At 68.3% G+C, this 17,638-nt stretch carries 18 protein-coding genes; 10 read left to right on the forward strand and 8 right to left on the reverse strand.

Translation table 11 applies throughout. The features are described 5' to 3' along the window. Positions 1–187 precede the first annotated feature (187 nt). On the forward strand, positions 188–886 hold the full coding sequence (phoU, locus tag ACIOVG_RS16280) for a phosphate signaling complex protein PhoU (protein WP_247630956.1): 699 nt from the start codon (positions 188–190) through the stop codon (positions 884–886). Positions 887–988: 102 nt separating this feature from the next. On the opposite strand, the gene ACIOVG_RS16285 is transcribed toward phoU, so the two are convergent. Then, the gene (locus ACIOVG_RS16285; protein WP_400875724.1) at positions 989–1,738 is read right to left on the reverse strand and encodes a phosphoglyceromutase; all 750 of its coding nucleotides are present in this window, start codon (positions 1,736–1,738) and stop codon (positions 989–991) included. Positions 1,739–1,795: 57 nt separating this feature from the next. Here ACIOVG_RS16285 and ACIOVG_RS16290 point away from each other — a divergent pair, with 57 nt between their 5' ends. After that, the gene (locus ACIOVG_RS16290; RefSeq protein WP_400875726.1) at positions 1,796–2,620 is read left to right on the forward strand and encodes a class I SAM-dependent methyltransferase; all 825 of its coding nucleotides are present in this window, start codon (positions 1,796–1,798) and stop codon (positions 2,618–2,620) included. A 15-nt stretch (positions 2,621–2,635) separates the two neighbouring features. Here ACIOVG_RS16290 and ACIOVG_RS16295 read toward each other — a convergent pair whose 3' ends face one another. From ACIOVG_RS16295 to ACIOVG_RS16305, 3 genes are all read right to left on the reverse strand, one after another. Continuing rightward, complete coding sequence (locus tag ACIOVG_RS16295; RefSeq protein ID WP_400875729.1) at positions 2,636–3,766, reverse strand: YgfZ/GcvT domain-containing protein; 1,131 nt, start codon at positions 3,764–3,766, stop codon at positions 2,636–2,638. A gap of 1 nt (position 3,767) precedes the next feature. Then, on the reverse strand, positions 3,768–4,370 hold the full coding sequence (locus ACIOVG_RS16300; RefSeq protein ID WP_400875731.1) for an FABP family protein: 603 nt from the start codon (positions 4,368–4,370) through the stop codon (positions 3,768–3,770). A gap of 171 nt (positions 4,371–4,541) precedes the next feature. Beyond that, complete coding sequence (locus ACIOVG_RS16305) at positions 4,542–4,832, reverse strand: hypothetical protein (RefSeq protein ID WP_400875734.1); 291 nt, start codon at positions 4,830–4,832, stop codon at positions 4,542–4,544. A 73-nt stretch (positions 4,833–4,905) separates the two neighbouring features. On the opposite strand from ACIOVG_RS16305, the gene ACIOVG_RS16310 reads away from it, so the two are divergent. The 8 genes from ACIOVG_RS16310 (at position 4,906) to ACIOVG_RS16345 (ending at position 14,154) form a co-directional block, all read left to right on the forward strand. After that, a complete protein-coding gene (locus ACIOVG_RS16310) occupies positions 4,906–5,589 on the forward strand; it encodes a winged-helix domain-containing protein (protein WP_400875737.1) in 684 nt (227 codons plus the stop codon). Positions 5,590–5,641: 52 nt separating this feature from the next. Beyond that, positions 5,642–7,807, forward strand: a complete 2,166-nt coding sequence (locus ACIOVG_RS16315; RefSeq protein WP_400875739.1) for an RNA degradosome polyphosphate kinase — start codon at positions 5,642–5,644, stop codon at positions 7,805–7,807. Next, entirely contained in the window at positions 7,804–8,781 is a 978-nt protein-coding gene (locus tag ACIOVG_RS16320; protein ID WP_400875742.1) for an NUDIX domain-containing protein, read from the forward strand. Before ACIOVG_RS16315 ends, ACIOVG_RS16320 begins: the two co-directional genes overlap by 4 nt. Before the next feature lie 203 nt (positions 8,782–8,984). Then, positions 8,985–10,091, forward strand: a complete 1,107-nt coding sequence (pstS, locus tag ACIOVG_RS16325; RefSeq protein WP_400875745.1) for a phosphate ABC transporter substrate-binding protein PstS — start codon at positions 8,985–8,987, stop codon at positions 10,089–10,091. Positions 10,092–10,181: 90 nt separating this feature from the next. Continuing rightward, positions 10,182–11,132: a phosphate ABC transporter permease subunit PstC gene (pstC, locus tag ACIOVG_RS16330; protein WP_400875748.1), complete on the forward strand. Its 951-nt coding sequence runs from the start codon at positions 10,182–10,184 to the stop codon at positions 11,130–11,132. Position 11,133: 1 nt separating this feature from the next. Further along, entirely contained in the window at positions 11,134–12,237 is a 1,104-nt protein-coding gene (gene pstA / locus ACIOVG_RS16335) for a phosphate ABC transporter permease PstA (protein ID WP_400875751.1), read from the forward strand. 30 nt (positions 12,238–12,267) lie between these two features. Continuing rightward, a complete protein-coding gene (gene pstB, locus ACIOVG_RS16340; RefSeq protein ID WP_247630968.1) occupies positions 12,268–13,047 on the forward strand; it encodes a phosphate ABC transporter ATP-binding protein PstB in 780 nt (259 codons plus the stop codon). Between the two features lie 276 nt (positions 13,048–13,323). After that, positions 13,324–14,154, forward strand: a complete 831-nt coding sequence (locus ACIOVG_RS16345; RefSeq protein WP_400875754.1) for a DUF559 domain-containing protein — start codon at positions 13,324–13,326, stop codon at positions 14,152–14,154. Positions 14,155–14,321: 167 nt separating this feature from the next. On the opposite strand, the gene ACIOVG_RS16350 is transcribed toward ACIOVG_RS16345, so the two are convergent. The 4 genes from ACIOVG_RS16350 to sigK all read right to left on the reverse strand — a co-directional run bounded on the left by ACIOVG_RS16350 (position 14,322) and on the right by sigK (position 17,432). Further along, complete coding sequence (locus tag ACIOVG_RS16350) at positions 14,322–15,206, reverse strand: aminodeoxychorismate lyase (RefSeq protein WP_400875756.1); 885 nt, start codon at positions 15,204–15,206, stop codon at positions 14,322–14,324. 170 nt (positions 15,207–15,376) lie between these two features. Further along, positions 15,377–16,006 carry a DNA-directed RNA polymerase subunit beta gene (locus ACIOVG_RS16355; RefSeq protein WP_400875759.1) on the reverse strand — a complete coding sequence of 210 codons (630 nt, stop codon included), beginning with the start codon at positions 16,004–16,006 and terminating at the stop codon, positions 15,377–15,379. A 29-nt stretch (positions 16,007–16,035) separates the two neighbouring features. Next, a complete protein-coding gene (locus ACIOVG_RS16360; RefSeq protein ID WP_400875762.1) occupies positions 16,036–16,836 on the reverse strand; it encodes an anti-sigma factor domain-containing protein in 801 nt (266 codons plus the stop codon). Further along, positions 16,833–17,432 carry an ECF RNA polymerase sigma factor SigK gene (sigK, locus tag ACIOVG_RS16365; RefSeq protein WP_188895256.1) on the reverse strand — a complete coding sequence of 200 codons (600 nt, stop codon included), beginning with the start codon at positions 17,430–17,432 and terminating at the stop codon, positions 16,833–16,835. The genes ACIOVG_RS16360 and sigK overlap by 4 nt, the downstream gene beginning before the upstream one ends. Between the last annotated feature and the right edge of the window lie 206 nt (positions 17,433–17,638).

The following is a 17,638-nucleotide window of genomic DNA, read 5'->3' on the forward strand; positions in this document are numbered from 1 at the left end:
CCGGCGGGTTCGCCCGCCCTCGCGGCGAGGAGAGAAGTACTATTCACGTGCTGGGCACCGTTCGTTAACCTTCGGAGCACACAATCGCATCGGGCCTGTGCGGGAGTGCAGACCTGCTCTCGTGCGGACGACCCGCCGTCTCGCGCTGACACACAGTCGAGATTCCAATGAAAGGTTGCGCCCCAACATGCGCGAAGTCTTCCACCAGTCCCTCGAGGACCTGCAGAACCGCCTCGTGGAGATCGCCGACCTCGTCACGGTCTCGATCGACAAGGCCACCCGCGCCTTCGCGACGAGCGACGTCGCACTGGCCGAAGAGGTGATCGCCGACGACGCGAAGATCGACGAGCTGGCCGTCGCCCTCGACGAGCAGGCGATCGAGATCCTCGCCCGCCAGCAGCCGGTCGCGCGTGACCTGCGCATCGTCGTCAGCGCGCTGCGCGTGAGTGCGTCCCTCGAGCGCATGGGCGACATGTCCGAGCACATCGCACAGCTCGCGCGACTCCGCTTCCCCGAGCGCGCCATCCCGAAGGGCCTCAAGAGCACCTTCAAGCGCATGGGCGAGCTGGACGTCGAGATCGCCCGCACGCTCAGCGAGCTGCTGCGCACGCAGGATCTGCGTCTGGCGGACGCCATCCGCAACTCCGATGACGATGTCGACGAGCTCCACGTGAACGTCTTCGACAAGGTGCTCAGCGACAACTGGAAGGGCGAGGCGACCGCGACCGTCGACGCGACCCTGGCCAGCCGCTACCACGAGCGTTTCGCCGACCACGCCGTCGCCGTCGCCAAGAAGGTCGTGTACCTCGCGACCGGAGACTGGCAGGTCGACGAGGAGGACATCGCCCTCGCCGTCGAGCAGCAGCAGGAGCTCGGGCACGCCTGACCCCTCCACGGCCGCTCCCTCTGCATGACGAAGCCCCTCCTGATCCAGACGGATCAGGAGGGGCTTCCTCTGTGAGCGGGGTGTCGGCCGAGCCGACGCTGCCTACTTCTTGCCCTGGGCGGCGACCGCGGCCGCGCCCGCGGCTGCGGCCTCGGGGTCGAGGTAGCGGCCGGGGCCGGTGGGCACGTTGTTCTCGTCGAGCTCGTAGACGAGCGGGATGCCGGTGGGGATGTTGAGCTCGGCGATGTCGTCGTCGCTGATGCCCTCGAGGTGCTTCACGAGGCCGCGCAGCGAATTGCCGTGGGCGGTGACGAGCACGGTCTTGCCGGCTTCGAGGTCGGGAACGATCGCGCTGTCCCAGTAGGGCAGGAGGCGGTCGATGACCAGCTTGAGGGACTCGGTGCGCGGCACCTCGCCGTCGATGCCGGCATAGCGGACGTCGTGGACCTGGCTGAACTCGCTCTCGTCGTCGAGCACGGGCGGCGGCACGTCGAACGAGCGGCGCCACAGCTGGAACTGCTCCGGGCCGAACTCCTCGAGCGTCTGCGCCTTGTCCTTGCCCTGCAGGGCGCCGTAGTGGCGCTCGTTCAGACGCCAGGAGCGCGTCACGGGGATCCACAGCCGGTCGGCCGCGTCGAGGGCGATGTTCGCGGTCTGGATGGCGCGGCTGAGCAGCGAGGTGTGCAGCACGTCGGGCAGGATGCCGGCCTCGGCCAGCAGCTCCCCGCCACGACGGGCCTCGTTCCTGCCCTGCTCGTTGAGGCGGACATCCACCCAGCCGGTGAAGAGGTTCAGTTCGTTCCACTCGCTCCGGCCGTGGCGGAGCAGGATGAGGGTGCGCGTCGCAGTCATGCCGCCAGTTTATCCGGGGCGGTCCTGCGCTCGCTCCCGGACTGGAAGGATTGACGCATGGCGTCATCTCCCCTGGGTCGTCCGACGCGCGGCACGACCGGGACCAACCGGCTGCGGCGCAACGATCGGTGGATCGCCGCGAGCGATGCGTTCCGACGCGCCGCCGACCCGCTGGTCATCGACCTCGGCTACGGCGCGAGCGGCGTGACGGCGTTCGAACTCGCGACCCGGCTGCGCGCCGTGCGTCCGGACGCCGAGGTGCGCGGGCTCGAGATCGATCCCGCCCGCGTCGCCACGGCCACCGCGCAGCTGGAGGAGGTGCGTGCCGGCAGGACGCCGTTCGCCCGCGACCTGCCCGTCTCCTTCGCGCGCGGCGGATTCGAGGTACCACTGCCGGCCGGTCGACGTGCCGCTGTCATCCGCGCCATGAACGTGCTGCGCCAGTACGACGAAGCGGATGTGGCCGAGGCCTGGCGGACGGTCGCGGCCCGACTGGCTCCGGGTGGGCTGCTCATCGAAGGCACGTGCGACGAGATCGGGCGGGTGTCGAGCTGGGTCGACGTGCGGCCGGACGGCACCCCGGCGCGCTTCACGCTCTCGCTGCGGCTCGCCGGACTCGAACAGCCGAGCATCGTCGCCGAGCGCCTGCCGAAGGCGCTGATCCACCGCAACGTCGCCGGTGAGCGCATCCACGCCCTGCTCGTCGATCTCGACCGCGAGTGGGATCGGGCGGCGTCGCTGTCGACGTTCGGCGCGACGCAGCGGTTCCTCGCCGCGGTGACGGCGCTGCGCGGGCAGGGCTGGCCGGTGCTCGGCGGTCGCACACGCTGGCGTCTGGGCGAGCTCACGCTGCCGTGGGACGCGGTGGCACCTCTCCCCTGACCGGACCGGAACCTCTCAGAGACCGCCGCTCGCGGTGCGGGGGTCCGGTGCCGCCGGACGTCGCGAGAGCCGGGTGAGCCGGGGGATGTCCGCGGTGGCACCGGCATCCGCCGGCACGATGACCTGCTGAGCCGCAGCGATATCGATGCCGTCGGCCCGCACCGTGAGGTCGCCCACCGGTGCACGGCGCGAGAGGATCGCCAGCGCGATCGGGCCGTCCTCGTGGTGTCGCGCGGCGGATGTGATGTGCCCGACCTCGTCGTCGCCGGCGAACACGGGTGATCCGGCCGGCGGGAGCACCGCATCGCTGCCGTCGAGCTGCAGCGCGGCGAGGCGGCGAGGCGGGTGTCCGAGGTTGTGCACCTTGGCGACCGTCTCCTGTCCTCGGTAGCAGCCCTTGTTCAGATGCACCGCACTGCGGAGCCAGTCGGATTCGTGCGGTAGGGAGCGCTCATCGACCTCGGCGGCCCACCGCGGACGCCAGGCGGCGATGCGCAGCGCCTCGGCGGCGAGCAGCCCGGCCGCGTCCCCCGGATCGAGCGAGTCCGCCAAGGCGGCCGCCGCATCGTTCGTGAGGATGCCGACCCGCCAGGCGAGCGCTGCCCCCGGATGCTGGGAGATCTCGGCGTACTGATGGCCGCCGGCGGTGACGTGCTGCCACGGATCCGCCCAGATGAGCGGAGTCCCCTCGGAGGCGAGCGCGGCCGCCGCGACCGTCGCTGCGGCCGAGGCGCCGTCGACGAATCCGACCAGCGTCAGGTCCGTGCGGCGTTCGACCGTCGCCTGCGTGCGGAACTTCATCCGCGTCAGCCATGAGGCCAGGGCATCGGCGTCACCTGCGTCGGCGATCAGCCAGGTCGATGATCCGTCGTCCACCACCCCGGCGGCGTGCTCGACTCGGCCCTGAGGATCGAGCACCAGGAGCTCGGTGCTCTCACCGGGGGCCAGGCGGCCCACCGACTGCGACGTGATGGAGTCGAGCCAGCTCAATCGCTCCGGACCGGCCACCTCGATCACCGCACGGTCGTCGAGCGGCGCGATGGCGGTGCCGGCTGCGAGACGGCGCTGCTCCCGGAACGGATCTCCGAAGTGCGAGATGCCCGTGTCGTCGGAGACAGCGCCAGGGATGCCGGAGAAGGCGCTCATGTCAGACCTTCGCCAGGCGTGCGGACGCGTGCGACCGCAGCGGCGTCCCCAGGGCGGCGATGTCCCACGCCCACAGCAGGTGACCGTCGACGAGACCGTAGAGGCGGGTGGCGGCGCCGTAGTCCTTGCCACCGGCTCCGCGCACGATCGCATCGGAGGCCAGGTCGATGCGAGGCCCCTTGATCTCACCCAGGTAGAGCTCGAGCATCCCGTCGGAGTGTGCGAGCGAGACCTCGATGGGGAAGGCTCCGTTGTCGCCGCGCAGCTCTTCCACGTCATCGACCGTGCGCGGTGCGGCCTCCGCCTGCGGAGGAAGCAGCGCCGGACCCGCGTCGGCATCGCCGGCGGGACGGGAGAGACGCCAGAAGCCGATCTCGGAGACCAGTGGCAGCGACTGCTCGCCGTCATCGCCGAGGAGCGTTGCGGTGCTGGAGTAGTTCAGGAAGGAACCGCCGTCATGGCTGAAGCTCACGCGGTGCGCGAACTCCCCCTGCAGTCGCTCTTCACCGACGGGGAAATCGATGACACCCGTTCCCTCCCACACTCCGATCAGCCACGAGAGCGGGGCGAGATCTGCGGGGAGGTCGGTCGGCAGCTCGAGCACGATGCGATCAGCGCTGGCCGCGGAAGAGGTTGCGCAGAACCACGGCTGAGACGAAGACGATCGCGAGGCTCGCCAGGCCCAACAGGCCGATGAAGAAGAATTCGAGCGCGATGAGGTCCATGACCTCCACATTACCGCTCTCCGGCGATGATGTCAGCGGAGCGGCGGAGGTCAGGCGGGGATCAGCGCCGCGATCCCGAAACCCACCGAGATCAGGCCCATCAGCATCAGCGCCCCGGTGACGCTGCCTGCGACCCGGAAGATGAAGCCCTGCGTGCGTCCGTACCAGAGCTGCACGGCGAAGGAGGCGAGCACCACTCCTCCGAATGCGGCCAGCATCCACGGGACGCGCCACTCCTCCGAGACGAAGATCCCGACCGCGACGGCGGCGAGGAAGGCCGCGATCCATACCCCGACCACGCCGATGAGCGCGTTACGCGGTGCGAGAGCTGGTTCCGACATGACTCCATTGTTGCGCATCCTCTCCCGGTATCATGGCGGCACGGCGTCAACCCGGTGCCGGTGAGGAGTGCGTGTGGCCCAGGTCCTGGTTCTGACGAACGCTCCCGTATCAGAGCAGGTGCTCCCTGCGCTCGAGCTGCTCAGCCACCGCGTGCGCCAGATCCCCGCCGAACCGTCGCAGCTGGTGAGCGCTCCGGAGTACGACCTCGTGATCGTCGACGGTCGACACGATCTGGTCGGGGCGAAGTCGCTGTGCCGTCTGCTGCGCGTCGCCGGACAGGATTCCCCGCTGCTGCTCGTGGTCACCGAGGGCGGCATGAGTGCGCTCTCGGGAGACTGGGAGATCGACGACGTCATCCTCTCCACCGCGGGTCCGGCCGAGACCGATGCCCGCGTGCGCCTGGCTCTCGCCCGGCGCGACGATGTGGCGGAGCCGACCCGCGTGCAGGCCTCCGGCGTCACGATCGACGAGCAGTCCTACTCCGCGAAGCTGCGCGGCAAGCCGCTCGACCTCACCTACAAGGAGTTCCAGCTGCTGCACTTCCTCGCCACGCACCCCTCGCGCGTCTTCACCCGCGAACAGCTGCTCAGCGAGGTGTGGGGCTACGACTACTTCGGCGGCACCAGGACGGTCGACGTGCACGTGCGACGTCTGCGGGCGAAGCTCGGCGACCAGGAGCAGATCATCGGCACGGTGCGCAACGTCGGCTACCGCTTCAACGTGTACGACGACGAATCGGTCGTCGCCGCGGGGTAACGGAACGGCTCCGTTCACACACGCGTCACTTCGCGGTGATTAGATGTACCCCATGATCGATCCCGCACTCGCCGACGCTGGTCTCGGCGACGCCGAAGACGACGACTTCGACGCGAACGAGTCGCCCGACGCCCTGCTTCCCGACCACCGCTACTTCGATCGCGAGCTGAGCTGGCTGGCGTTCAACCAGCGCGTGCTGGAACTCGCCGAGGACGCCTCGCTGCCCGAACTGGAGCGCGCGAACTTCCTGGCGATCTTCGCGAGCAACCTCGACGAGTTCTTCATGGTCAGAGTCGCCGGTCTCAAGCGCCGCATCATGACAGGCCTGGCCGTGCCGACGAACATCGGCCGCTCCCCCGTCGATGCTCTCGCCGACATCTCCCGCGAGGCGCACGCGCTGCAGCTGCGTCACGCCGAGGCGTGGACGTCGCAGGTGCGTCCGGCTCTCGCCGACGCCGGCATCGAGATGAGCTCCTGGTCCGAGCTCACGGAGTCCGAGCGGTCGGCACTGTCGGAGTACTTCCAACTCCAGGTCTTCCCCGTGCTGATGCCTCTGGCCGTCGACCCTGCTCACCCATTCCCGTACATCTCGGGCCTCTCGCTGAACCTGGCGATCCGCATCCGCAACGCCCGCACCGGTCGCCAGGAGTTCGCGCGCCTCAAGGTGCCGCCGATGCTCCCGCGCTTCGTCGAGGTGCCGGGGACCAGCGAGATCACGCGCTACCTGAGCCTCGAGGAGCTGATCGCGAACCACCTGGGCGATCTCTTCCCCGGCATGGAGGTGCTCGACCACCACGCGTTCCGCCTGACCCGCAACGAAGACGTGGCGATCGAAGAGGACGAGAGCGAGAACCTCATCCAGGCCCTCGAGGCCGAGCTGCTTCGTCGGCGGTTCGGCCCGCCGATCCGCCTCGAGATCACGGACGACATGGATGCGGTGACGCTGGAGCTGCTCGTGAAGGAGCTCGACATCACCGACCAGGAGGTCTACCGCCTCCCCGGACCGCTCGACCTGCGCGGCCTGTTCGGGCTCTCCCGCATCGACCGTCCCGACCTGCGCTACCCACCGCACCTGCCGACGACGGCGGTCGCCTTCCAGCCCGGCGACAGCAACACCCGCGCCGACATGTTCAAGGCGATCCGCAAGTCCGACGTGCTCGTGCACCACCCGTACGAGTCGTTCACGACGAGCGTGCAGGCCTTCCTCGAGCAGGCGGCCCGCGACCCCCATGTGCTGGCCATCAAGCAGACGCTCTACCGCACCTCGGGCGACAGCCCCATCGTGCAGGCTCTGATCGATGCGGCCGAGGCCGGCAAGCAGGTGCTCGCACTGGTCGAGGTCAAGGCGCGCTTCGACGAGGCGAACAACATCGTCTGGGCGCGCAAGCTCGAGAAGGCGGGCGTGCACGTGGTCTACGGCCTGGTCGGTCTCAAGACGCACTGCAAGCTGGCTCTCGTCATCCGCGAGGAAGAGGGCACGCTGCGCCACTACTCGCACGTGGGCACCGGAAACTACAACCCGAAGACCAGCCGCATCTACGAGGACTTCGGCCTGTTCACCGCCGACGCCCAGGTCGGCAAGGACCTGACCCGCCTGTTCAACGAGCTCAGCGGCTACGCGATCGAGAAGAAGTTCAAGCGCCTTCTCGTCGCGCCCCTGCACCTGCGCAAGGGCCTGGTCCGTCAGATCGACGCGGAGCGCAAGAACGCCGAAGCCGGCAAGCCCGCCCACATCCGCATCAAGGTGAACTCGATGGTCGATGAGGAGATCATCGACTCCCTGTACCGCGCGAGCGTGGCCGGGGTGAAGGTCGAGGTGTGGGTGCGCGGCATCTGCAGCCTGCGCACCGACCTCGACGGGGTCAGCGACAACATCACCGTGCGCAGCATCCTCGGCCGCTACCTGGAGCACTCGCGGATCTTCGCGTTCGAGAACGACGGCGATCCGCAGGTGTACATCGGCAGCGCCGACATGATGCACCGCAACCTCGACCGCCGTGTCGAGGCGCTGGTGCGCGTGACCGATCCCGCGCACCTCCAGGAGCTGCTGACGTTCTTCGACCTCGCGATGGACCCTGGTACGACCTCGTGGCATCTCGGCGCCGGCGGGGTATGGGAACGCCACGCCGTGGATGCCGACGGCAAGCCCCTGATCGACCTGCAGGATAAGACCATGGGGTTGATCCAGCGGCGCCGCCGCGCACGGGCGGTGCGATGACACTTCGACAGACGCAGGACGCGCCCCGCGCGAAATGGACCGACAAAGCGGTGTACGCCGCCGGTGCGGTCGTCTGGCGTCTCGTCGACGGAAAACTGCGCATCCTGCTGATCCATCGCACGAAGTACCGCGACATCACCCTCCCCAAGGGCAAGGTCGACCCCGGAGAGATGCTCGCCGAGACCGCCGTGCGCGAGGTGCATGAGGAGACCGGCATCCGTGTCTCCCTCGGCGTCCCCGTGGGCGTGAGCCGTTATGTGATGGCCTCGCGCAAGCAGAAGGTCGTGCACTACTGGGCGGCGGAGGCGACCGACGAGGCGATCCGCGCGTCGGCTTTCGTGCCCAACCGTGAGATCGCCGCCCTCGAATGGGTGAGCGTCAAGAAGGCCCGATCGCGGCTCAGCTATCCGGTCGATCTGGAGATCCTCGACTTCTTCTCCACGCTCGTCGACGACGGCGTGCTGCGCACGTTCCCCGTGATCGCGCTGCGGCACGCGAAGGCGCTCCCGCGATCGGAGTGGGACGGATCCGACGCCTCGCGTCCGCTGACCGAGCGCGGCCGCACCCAGGCGAAGTCCCTCGTCGGTCCGCTGCGTGCGTTCGGCGTGCGCAAGATCGTCACCAGCGACGCCGAGCGGTGCGTTCGGACCGTCGCGCCGCTCGCGAAGGCGCTGAACCGCACACCGGTGAAGACCGAGAAGATCAGCCAGGACGCCTGGGAGGACGGCACCGACGACCTCCGCGCGGTCGTCGGACGCCGGGTGCGCTCGGGCAAGCCCGCGGTGCTGTGCAGTCACGGCCCCGTGCTGCCAGGGCTCCTCTCCGAGATCTCGCTGGCGACCGGGACCATCCAGGGCTCCTACCTCAGCAGCGCCTCGGACCTCGAACCGGCCGCGTTCTCGGTCGTGCATCTGTCGGCGACCAACCCCGGCTCCGGCATCATCGCGATCGAGACGCACGTCCCGAAGGTCTGACCCTCTCCCCCGACCTCGCTCCGCCGCATCCGCGGTGTCGAGTCGATCCGGCGACCCTACGGGCGACAGGAGCGCACCCCAGAGAGTCGCCCGTCGTTCACCTGCCGTTCACCTGTGCGGGAGAGTCTCGTTAACCGCCGCACATAGCGTCACTGTGTGCCCTGCACCGGGCCTCAACCCATCCACGATCGAACGGATCCACAGTGAAGATCTCCCGAATCGCTCGCATCGGCGCCATCGGCGCCGTCGCCGCCCTCGCTCTCGCCGGCTGTGCCGCGAACGAAGGCAGCACCGGTTCCACAGACGCTCCCACCTCCGACGTTCCTGCCATCAGCGGCTCGCTGGTCGGCGCGGGCGCCTCCTCGCAGCAGGTCGCCATCCAGGCGTGGACCGCCGAGTTCCAGAAGACCAACCCCGACGCTCAGGTCGAGTACGACCCCCAGGGCTCCGGCGGTGGCCGTGAGTCGTTCCAGCAGGGCGCCGTGAACTTCGCCGGTTCCGACCGTGCGTTCAAGACCGATGAGATCGCCGCCGGTGGCTTCGGCGCCTGCGTCGACGGCTCCGACATCGTCGAGATCCCGGCGTACATCTCCCCGATCGCCATCGTCTTCTCGCTGGACGGCGTGGACGAGCTGAACCTCGACGCCAAGACCATCGCGTCGATCTTCGCGGGCAAGATCACCAACTGGAACGACCCGGCGATCGCCGCGGACAACCCCGACGCCACGCTCCCCGACCTGGCGATCACGCCCGTCCACCGCTCGGACAAGTCGGGCACCACGGGCAACTTCACCGACTACCTCGCGCAGACCGCGGGCGACGTGTGGACCGCGGGCAGCGTCGAGGAGTGGCCGTCCGACCTCGCCGGCGAGTCCGCTGAGAAGACCTCGGGCGTCGCCAACGCCGTCAAGGGCGGACAGGGCCTGATCGGCTACATCGACTCCTCGCAGGCAGCCGACTTCTCGGCCGTCAACGTCAAGGTCGGCGACAACTTCGTGCCGCACTCGGCCGAGGGTGCAGCCGCGACGCTCGACGCGTCGAAGATCGAGGAGGGCCGCACCGCCGGCGACCTCGCCTTCGCGATCGACCGCACCACCACCGCCGAGGGCGCCTACCCGGTCCTCCTGGTCAGCTACCTCATCGGCTGCGCCGAGTACGAGGACGAGAACGTCGCCGCACTGACCAAGGCGTTCTTCACGACCGCGATCAGCGCCGAGGGCCAGGACGCCGCGGCGACCAACGCCGGCAGCGCCCCGATCTCGGACGACCTGCGCACGCAGGCACAGGCAGCGATCGACCTCATCAAGTGATCACGCGACGGTCTCCGGGATGCTGCGGCATCCCGGAGACCGTCTGCTCGCGTCAGACACCCGATCTCCACTGAGCAGGAAGCAGCTCCCATGACAGCCACGACTGTGCCGGCGCAGACGCGCATCGTCGCGAAGAAGCGCGCCGGCGACATCTGGTTCTCCGGCACGGCGGTCGCCGCCGGATCCATGATCATGATCACGCTGGCCGCGGTCGCGATCTTCCTCATCGTGCAGTCGATCCCGGCCTTCGCCGCGACCGCCGAAGATGCGTCGCTCCTCAAGACCAACTTCTGGGACTACGTCGGTCCCCTGCTGTTCGGCACCGTGTGGGCGGCTTTCCTCGCGCTCCTCCTGGCCGTGCCGCTCTCGCTCGGCGTGGCCCTGTTCATCACCCACTACGCTCCCCGCCGGCTCGCCCAGGGCCTCGGCTACGTGGTCGACCTGCTCGCCGCCGTGCCCTCGGTCGTCTTCGGCCTCTGGGGCATCCTGGTGCTGGCGCCGGCCGTGCAGCCGATCTACGTCTGGCTGAACTCGAACGCCGGCTGGATCCCCTTCTTCGGCGGTGTCGTCTCCCCGACCGGCCGCACGATCCTCACCGCCGCCATGGTGCTCGCGGTCATGGTCGTGCCGATCATCACCGCCATCTGCCGCGAGATCTTCCTGCAGACTCCGGTCCTGCACGAGGAGGCCGCCCTCGCACTCGGCGCCACCCGCTGGGAGATGGTGCGGATGGCGGTGCTGCCGTTCGGACGCTCCGGCATCGTGTCCGCCTCCATGCTCGGCCTCGGACGCGCGCTCGGCGAGACGATGGCCGTCGCCATGGTGCTCTCCGTCAGCAAGGCCGTCACCTTCGAACTGCTCACCTCCACGAACCCGTCCACGATCGCGGCGAACATCGCACTGACGTTCCCCGAGGCGTACCAGATCAACATCAACATCCTCATCGCGACCGGTCTGATCCTGTTCGTCGTGACGTTCGCGGTGAACGCTCTCGCACGCTGGTTCGTGAACCGCCGCAAGGAATTCTCGGGAGCGAACTGACATGACCCTGACCGCCCCCGAATCCGCGCGAGCCGTGGCCGCCTCCCGCTCGACGGCCTCTCTCAGCTCTGGTCATCTCCCCCGCTGGTCGCCGTGGGCCCTGCTCGGACTCTCGTTCGTCATCGGCGCCACTCCGTTCGCGATCCAGGCCCTGGCCTCCGGATCCGACTTCAACATCGCCGGCTCCGTCATCCTCGGCGCCGTCATCTACCTGGTCCTGATCTACGTCCTGTCACGCATCATCGAAGGCTCTCGCAAGGCCCTCGATCGGCTCGTCACCGGTGTGGTCACCGTGGCGTTCGCGATCGCGATGGTGCCACTGGTCTCCGTCGCCGTGACCGTGGTCGCCACGGGCCTCGCGCGCTTCGACGGACTGTTCTTCTCCTCGTCGATGCGCGGTGTGCTCGGCGAGGGCGGCGGCGCGCTCCACGCCATCATCGGAACCCTGCTGGTCACGCTCGCCGCGGCCATCATCTCGATCCCGATCGGTCTGATGACCGCCGTCTACCTGGTCGAGTACGGCAAGAACGGGCGGATGGCGCGCACCATCACCTTCCTCGTGGACGTGATGACAGGCATCCCCTCGATCGTCGCCGGCCTGTTCGCCTACGCGGTGTTCGCGCTGATCTTCGGACCGGGCGTGCGCATGGGTATCGCGGGTTCCGTCGCCCTCGCCGTGCTCATGATCCCGGTGGTCGTGCGCTCGAGCGAGGAGATGCTCCGCCTGGTGCCGAACGAGCTGCGCGAAGCCTCCTACGCACTGGGCGTGCCGAAGTGGCTCACGATCGTCAAGGTGGTGCTGCCGACCTCGATCGCCGGCATCACCACGGGTGTGATGCTCGCCATCTCGCGCGTGATCGGCGAGACCGCTCCGCTGCTGCTCACCGCCGGCTTCACCGACGCCATGAACTACAACCTGTTCAGCGGCCGCATGCAGACGCTGCCCGTGTTCACCTACTCGCAGTATGCGTACCAGGGCATCCCCGCCGAGGCGTATGTGGAACGCGCCTGGGCGGCCGCACTGACCCTCATCATCATCGTCATGGTGCTCAACCTGGTCGCGCGCCTCGTCGCGAAGATCTTCGCACCCAAGACCGGCCGCTGAGCCGTAGACCCGACAAGCAAGGAAACTGCCGTGTCCAAGAGCATTGAAGTCAACGACCTGAACGTCTACTACAGCGACTTCCTCGCTGTGGAGGGCGTGTCCCTCAACATCGAGCCTCGCAGCGTCACCGCATTCATCGGTCCGTCCGGATGCGGCAAGTCGACGTTCCTGCGCACGCTGAACCGCATGCACGAGGTCATCCCCGGCGCGCGCGTCGAAGGACAGGTGCTGCTGGACGGAGACGACCTCTACGGCCCGTCCGTCGACCCGGTGACCGTGCGTCGCCAGGTGGGCATGGTGTTCCAGCGTCCGAACCCGTTCCCCACGATGTCGATCCGTGAGAACGTGCTCGCCGGCGTGAAGCTGAACAACAAGCGCATCTCGAAGTCCGACGCCGATGCGCTGGTCGAGAAGTCCCTCCAGGGCGCCAACCTCTGGAACGAGGTCAAGGACCGTCTGGAGAAGCCCGGCTCCGGCCTCTCGGGTGGACAGCAGCAGCGTCTGTGCATCGCCCGCGCGATCGCCGTCTCCCCCGACGTGCTGCTGATGGACGAGCCGTGCTCGGCCCTCGACCCGATCTCGACCTACGCGATCGAGGAGCTGATCGGCGAGCTCAAGACCGAGTACACGATCGTCATCGTGACGCACAACATGCAGCAGGCCAGCCGCGTCTCCGACAAGACCGCGTTCTTCAACATCGCCGGTACCGGCAAGCCGGGCAAGCTCATCGAGTACGACGACACGACCTCGATCTTCACCACCCCGTCCGTGCAGGCGACCGAGGACTACGTCTCCGGCCGCTTCGGATGATCACGGGTTCGTGATCGGGAGGGGCTCGGGTGCTGCGGCATCCGGGCCCCTTCTGTGTGTCGGGCTGACACCGTCTTGATTCGCGTGCACAGCTTCGGAGATCGCATCCGACTCGCCGTGCGTTCAGGCGTGTGAACGGGGTGTCGGATGCCATCTCCGAAGTTGTGTACACGGCCCGGCCTCTCCCACCTCTCCTCCACACCCGGCCCTGCCGACTGATCGTCCACAGGGAGATCAAGGGACGGCAGAGCGGTCGAGGATGCCCATCATGGGGCGATGTGCCGTAGCGAAGGAACGCAGGTGTGGACGTATGCCGCCCTGGGCCGGAGTCTCAGCCGTCGGCAGATCTCGCGACGAACGGATGCCGGATCGCTGGTCCGCGTTCGACGCGGTGTGTACGCCACCCGTGAGGCATGCGACGAGGTCGTGGCGGCCGCTGCGCACGGCGGAACTCTCGGATGCGAATCCGCCGCACGGCACCACGGGCTCTGGGTGCTCGACGAGGGAGCCGGCCTCCACGTGTGGATGCACGACGACCGTCATCAGCATCCGCATCCCGACTGCTCCTGCACAACCCATTGGGACGGGGGCTCATCCGCTTCGGCTTTCTCCTTGCCGTCGATTCCGAAGGTCCTCCTGCAGATCTTCCGCTGCCGCGGCGCGGAGAGCTTCTTCGTGGCGCTGGAATCCGCCCGACGGCTCGAGCTCATCGATGCTCGTGACCTGCGAGCTCTTCGCTCGGCCATCGGGGCAGCAGGACGTGACCTGATCGACTTCTCACGGGACGACTCCGACAGCGGGCTCGAATCGCTCGTGCGCCTCCGCACGCGCCGGTTCGGGTGGAAGGTGCGCACGCAGGCACGGGTCATCGCGACAGGCGATGTCGACCTCTTGATCGAGGACTGGTTGATCGTGGAGACGGATGGCAGACAGAACCACGACTCGCCCGCACACCGCCACAAGGATCTGGTGCGCGACGCGAACGCCGCGGCCTGGGGACACGTGACGCTTCGATTCGACTACGCGATGGTCGTGCACGACTGGGACCTCGTCGAGCGAGCCATTATCGGGACCCTGGCGCTGCATCCGTCCCGACGCCACGTCTGAAGGCTTCCTCCTGCCGGGCTGTAGCGGCCTCTGCCATGCACAACTTCGGAGCCCACGGGCGCCTCACCGCCAGACGGCACCGCCTCCCGGCGGGTCCAGCACCATCTCCGAAGCTGTGCCCGCCAGGACCGGGCAACCTCCGAAGCTGTGCCCGGGCCCGCGCGGACTCAGTCCCGGGGTGAGAGCAGGTACGCGTTCAGCTCGGCCGTCAGCGTGTGATCGACTGCGACATCCACGCCGTCGATCGCGGTGATCGGGGCAGCGAGACGCACGCTCGAGACCAGCCAGGCGGCATCTGCTCGTGCGAGATCGGATGCCGGGATGCGGTCGTACCCGACCTCGAAGCCGCGTGCCGCGAGGTGGTCGTACATGCTGAGCTGCGTGGTGCCGTGCAGGATGCCACCGTTCGGGGCCGGGGTGACGAACCGGTCGCCGAAGCGCAGGATGAGCGACGCCGTGGGCGCCTCCAGCACGAAGCCGTCGCTGGACAGGAAGATCGCGTCGTCCGCGCCGCGCCTGTGCGCCTCTCGCAGTGCCGCCATGTTCACGGCGTACGACAGCGTCTTCGCACCGAGCAGCAGCCAGGGCGCCCGCTCGGCCGCCCCCAGGTCGTAGCCGCGGTCGAGCGTCACCACACGGATGCCGTTCTCGCGCGGGGCGCTGAAGTCCGCGGCGGGCGCCGCGGTGACCCAGGCCGTCGGAGTCGGGCCGTGCTCCACTCCCCGGCTGAGGATCAGCTTGATGACCGCCTCGCCCTCTCCGCACTGCTCCGCTGCACTGTCGATGGCCTGGTGCCACTGGTGCGCGTTCGGCACCGGCAGGTCGCAGAGCCGCGCGGAATGCGCCAGACGCTCCAGGTGCGGCACCACTTCCTGAGCGTGCCCGTCGACCACGCCGATCGACTCGAAGACGCCGTCACCGCGCTGCGTACTCAACTCCCCCACGCTCAGCGCTGGTGCCGCCGCATCCACCGTGGTGAAGGTGTCGGAGTAGTCGTCGCGGACCTCATCCGCGGCGACGGGATCGATCATCAATGCGAAGCGCCGGTTCATGTTCTGAGCCTAGAGGTCGGGAATAGGCACCGCGCGTCCGCGTTACAATGGAGTGGCCGGGCCGCATAACCCCGGGCTCCATTTTTCGCCGCTGCGAGCGGCCTTCCGCCGAGAGGCGTTTTTGCGGCCCGGTCTTCTCATATCCGCAGCGCCCACGCGTGCGGGCGGTCTCAGCTCAACGTTCCCGAACGCCACAGCGTGGACGCCGCGGACAGGTCGTGCGCGTAGCTGCTCAGGCGGAGCGCCCTGGTCGTGAGCTCCGTCGCGCGTGCCGGTTCGGTCGACTCGTAGTCATCGGCCAGGTGTGTGGCTCCGGAGGCCTGGATGCGGCAGAACGCCGCCGCCCGCTCGAGCGCCACGGCGAAGTCACCGCGGAACGCTCCGCGAAGGATCGTGTCGATCAGGGCGACGAGCTCGTCGGGGTTCGCCGGCACCGGCGCTCCGGCGATAGCGGCATCGACGGAGGGCAGCTCGACGCGGCCGCGCTCGTACAGCAGCGCCGAGGTCTCGGCGTCGGCATGGATCGCCAACTGCAGCAGATACAGGCGCCAGAGCGCCCCCGGCAGCGTCCGCGGCGCGGCCTTCGACCACAGCTCAGCGATCTCGTCGATGCCGTGCTCGGAGGTGAATGCCACCAGACGGTCGGCGCTCACGCCGCTCTCGTCTGCGCGCACCCTGGTCAGGAGAGCGGATGCCGTGGCGTGCGCGGCGCGCGTCTCCTCGGCAGGATCGTGTGCGCCGACGATGTTGTCGAAGGCGCTGGACGGTCGCCGCACGGGGCGGTGGTGCTGCTCGGGCATCGCACCAGGCTACCCGCGTTCGCTGCGCCTCAGGCCGTGGGGATCACGATGAACGGGTCGGAGGTCGGCTTCCCCGTCGGGGATCCGCCCTCCTGCTCGACCGTGACCGCGATGACATCGCCGGCATGCATGTCGCCCGAGAGCGCCGCCGTGGCGGTGCCGCCTTCCACATCGAACACGCCGGCCGAGATCGGAGTCTCTCCGCGCACGAACCAGAGTTCGTAGCTCTCGCCCTTGGCCGCAGCGGGGATGCCGTCCGTGACGAGCACAGCGGCCCCTTCGGACGCGGACCAGTGCGCGGTCGCCGTTCCGCCGTCGTCGAGCGTCACGGTCGCCTGCTGCGCATCATCGGCGGACTGGATCTGCTCCAATGCGACGACCGCAGCGGGGCGGTTGAGGTAGCCCCCCAGGGCCGCGGCGCCGAATCCGACACCGACCACGAGCGCGAGGCATGCGGCGAGCGCAAAGATCGTTCTGGTCCACCGGCGCGGTGCGGCTGCTCGTGGCTGCGACTCAGCGCTCTGGCCGGTCGCCGCTGCGGATGGGGCATCGCTGAAGCCGGATGACTCCGCGTGGTGCGCGACGGAGTCGTCATCACCGTGCTGCGGTGTCGACGCGATCTGCGCCAGCAATGTGGCCCGCAGATCCAGCGGCGGGAACTCCGGTGCCGCGACGGCTTCGAGGGACGCGACCGTCTCGACATCGTCGTCGACGAGATCAGCCCACTCCGGATGCGCTGCGAGTGCGTCGTGGAACAGACGCTCGTCGGCAGGCGACAGCGCATGCAGGGCGGCACCTGCCGCGAGTTCTGCGAAGTCCTTCTCGTTCATGCCGTCACCCCCATAGCTGCGCGGAGACGGGTGAGCCCGTCTCGCATCCGTGTCTTGATAGTCCCCAGCGGCGCTCCCACGAGCGCCGAGATTTCGTTCTGACTGTAACCGCCGTAATACGCGAGCACGATCGCCTCACGCTGCACGTCGGGAAGAGTGGAGAGAGCTCCGACGACCTTCTCGCCCTCGATGCCCAGTTCCACCTGCTCGGCGACACTGTCGTGCGCCACGCCGATGTCTCTCAGCCCTGCCCGTACATCACGGTCCGTGCTCGACTGCGACGCACGCACTCGATCCACGGCCCGACGATGTGCGATCGTCATCACCCATGTCCGTCCTTGACCTCTGTTCGGAGCGAAGCGGGAAGCGGATTGCCAGATCTCGAGGAAGACCTCCTGCAGCACCTCTTCACTCTGAGAGCGGTTCACGAGCACGCGCAGGATGAGCCCGAACGCGCGCGAGGAGAGCATGTCGTAAAGCGCTGCGAAGGCAGCCTGATCACCGTCGGCGATGCGCAGCAGCAGCTCGGCTGCGGCGTCGCTCGCGGTCCCGTCTTCCGGGACGTCCATTCCGTCGATGACCATCTCTACAAGCATGCCGCATCTCCTCTCTGTTCCCGTGCAGCGCATCACCCGCAGGTGAAGGAGGAAATCAGCATCCGAGGCTCCCCTCGCTCACACGTCTTCTCTTCGCGCCCGCGAGGGGAACGGATTGGATCAGCGTCGAATCACGCGGAATCACGCGGATCTGGAACAAAATCGAAGTTTCTCCCATCCGTTCCCCGAGGGGCTCCGAACACAAC

The organism is Microbacterium sp. NPDC087591, from assembly GCF_044743625.1.
GTDB lineage: Bacteria > Actinomycetota > Actinomycetes > Actinomycetales > Microbacteriaceae > Microbacterium.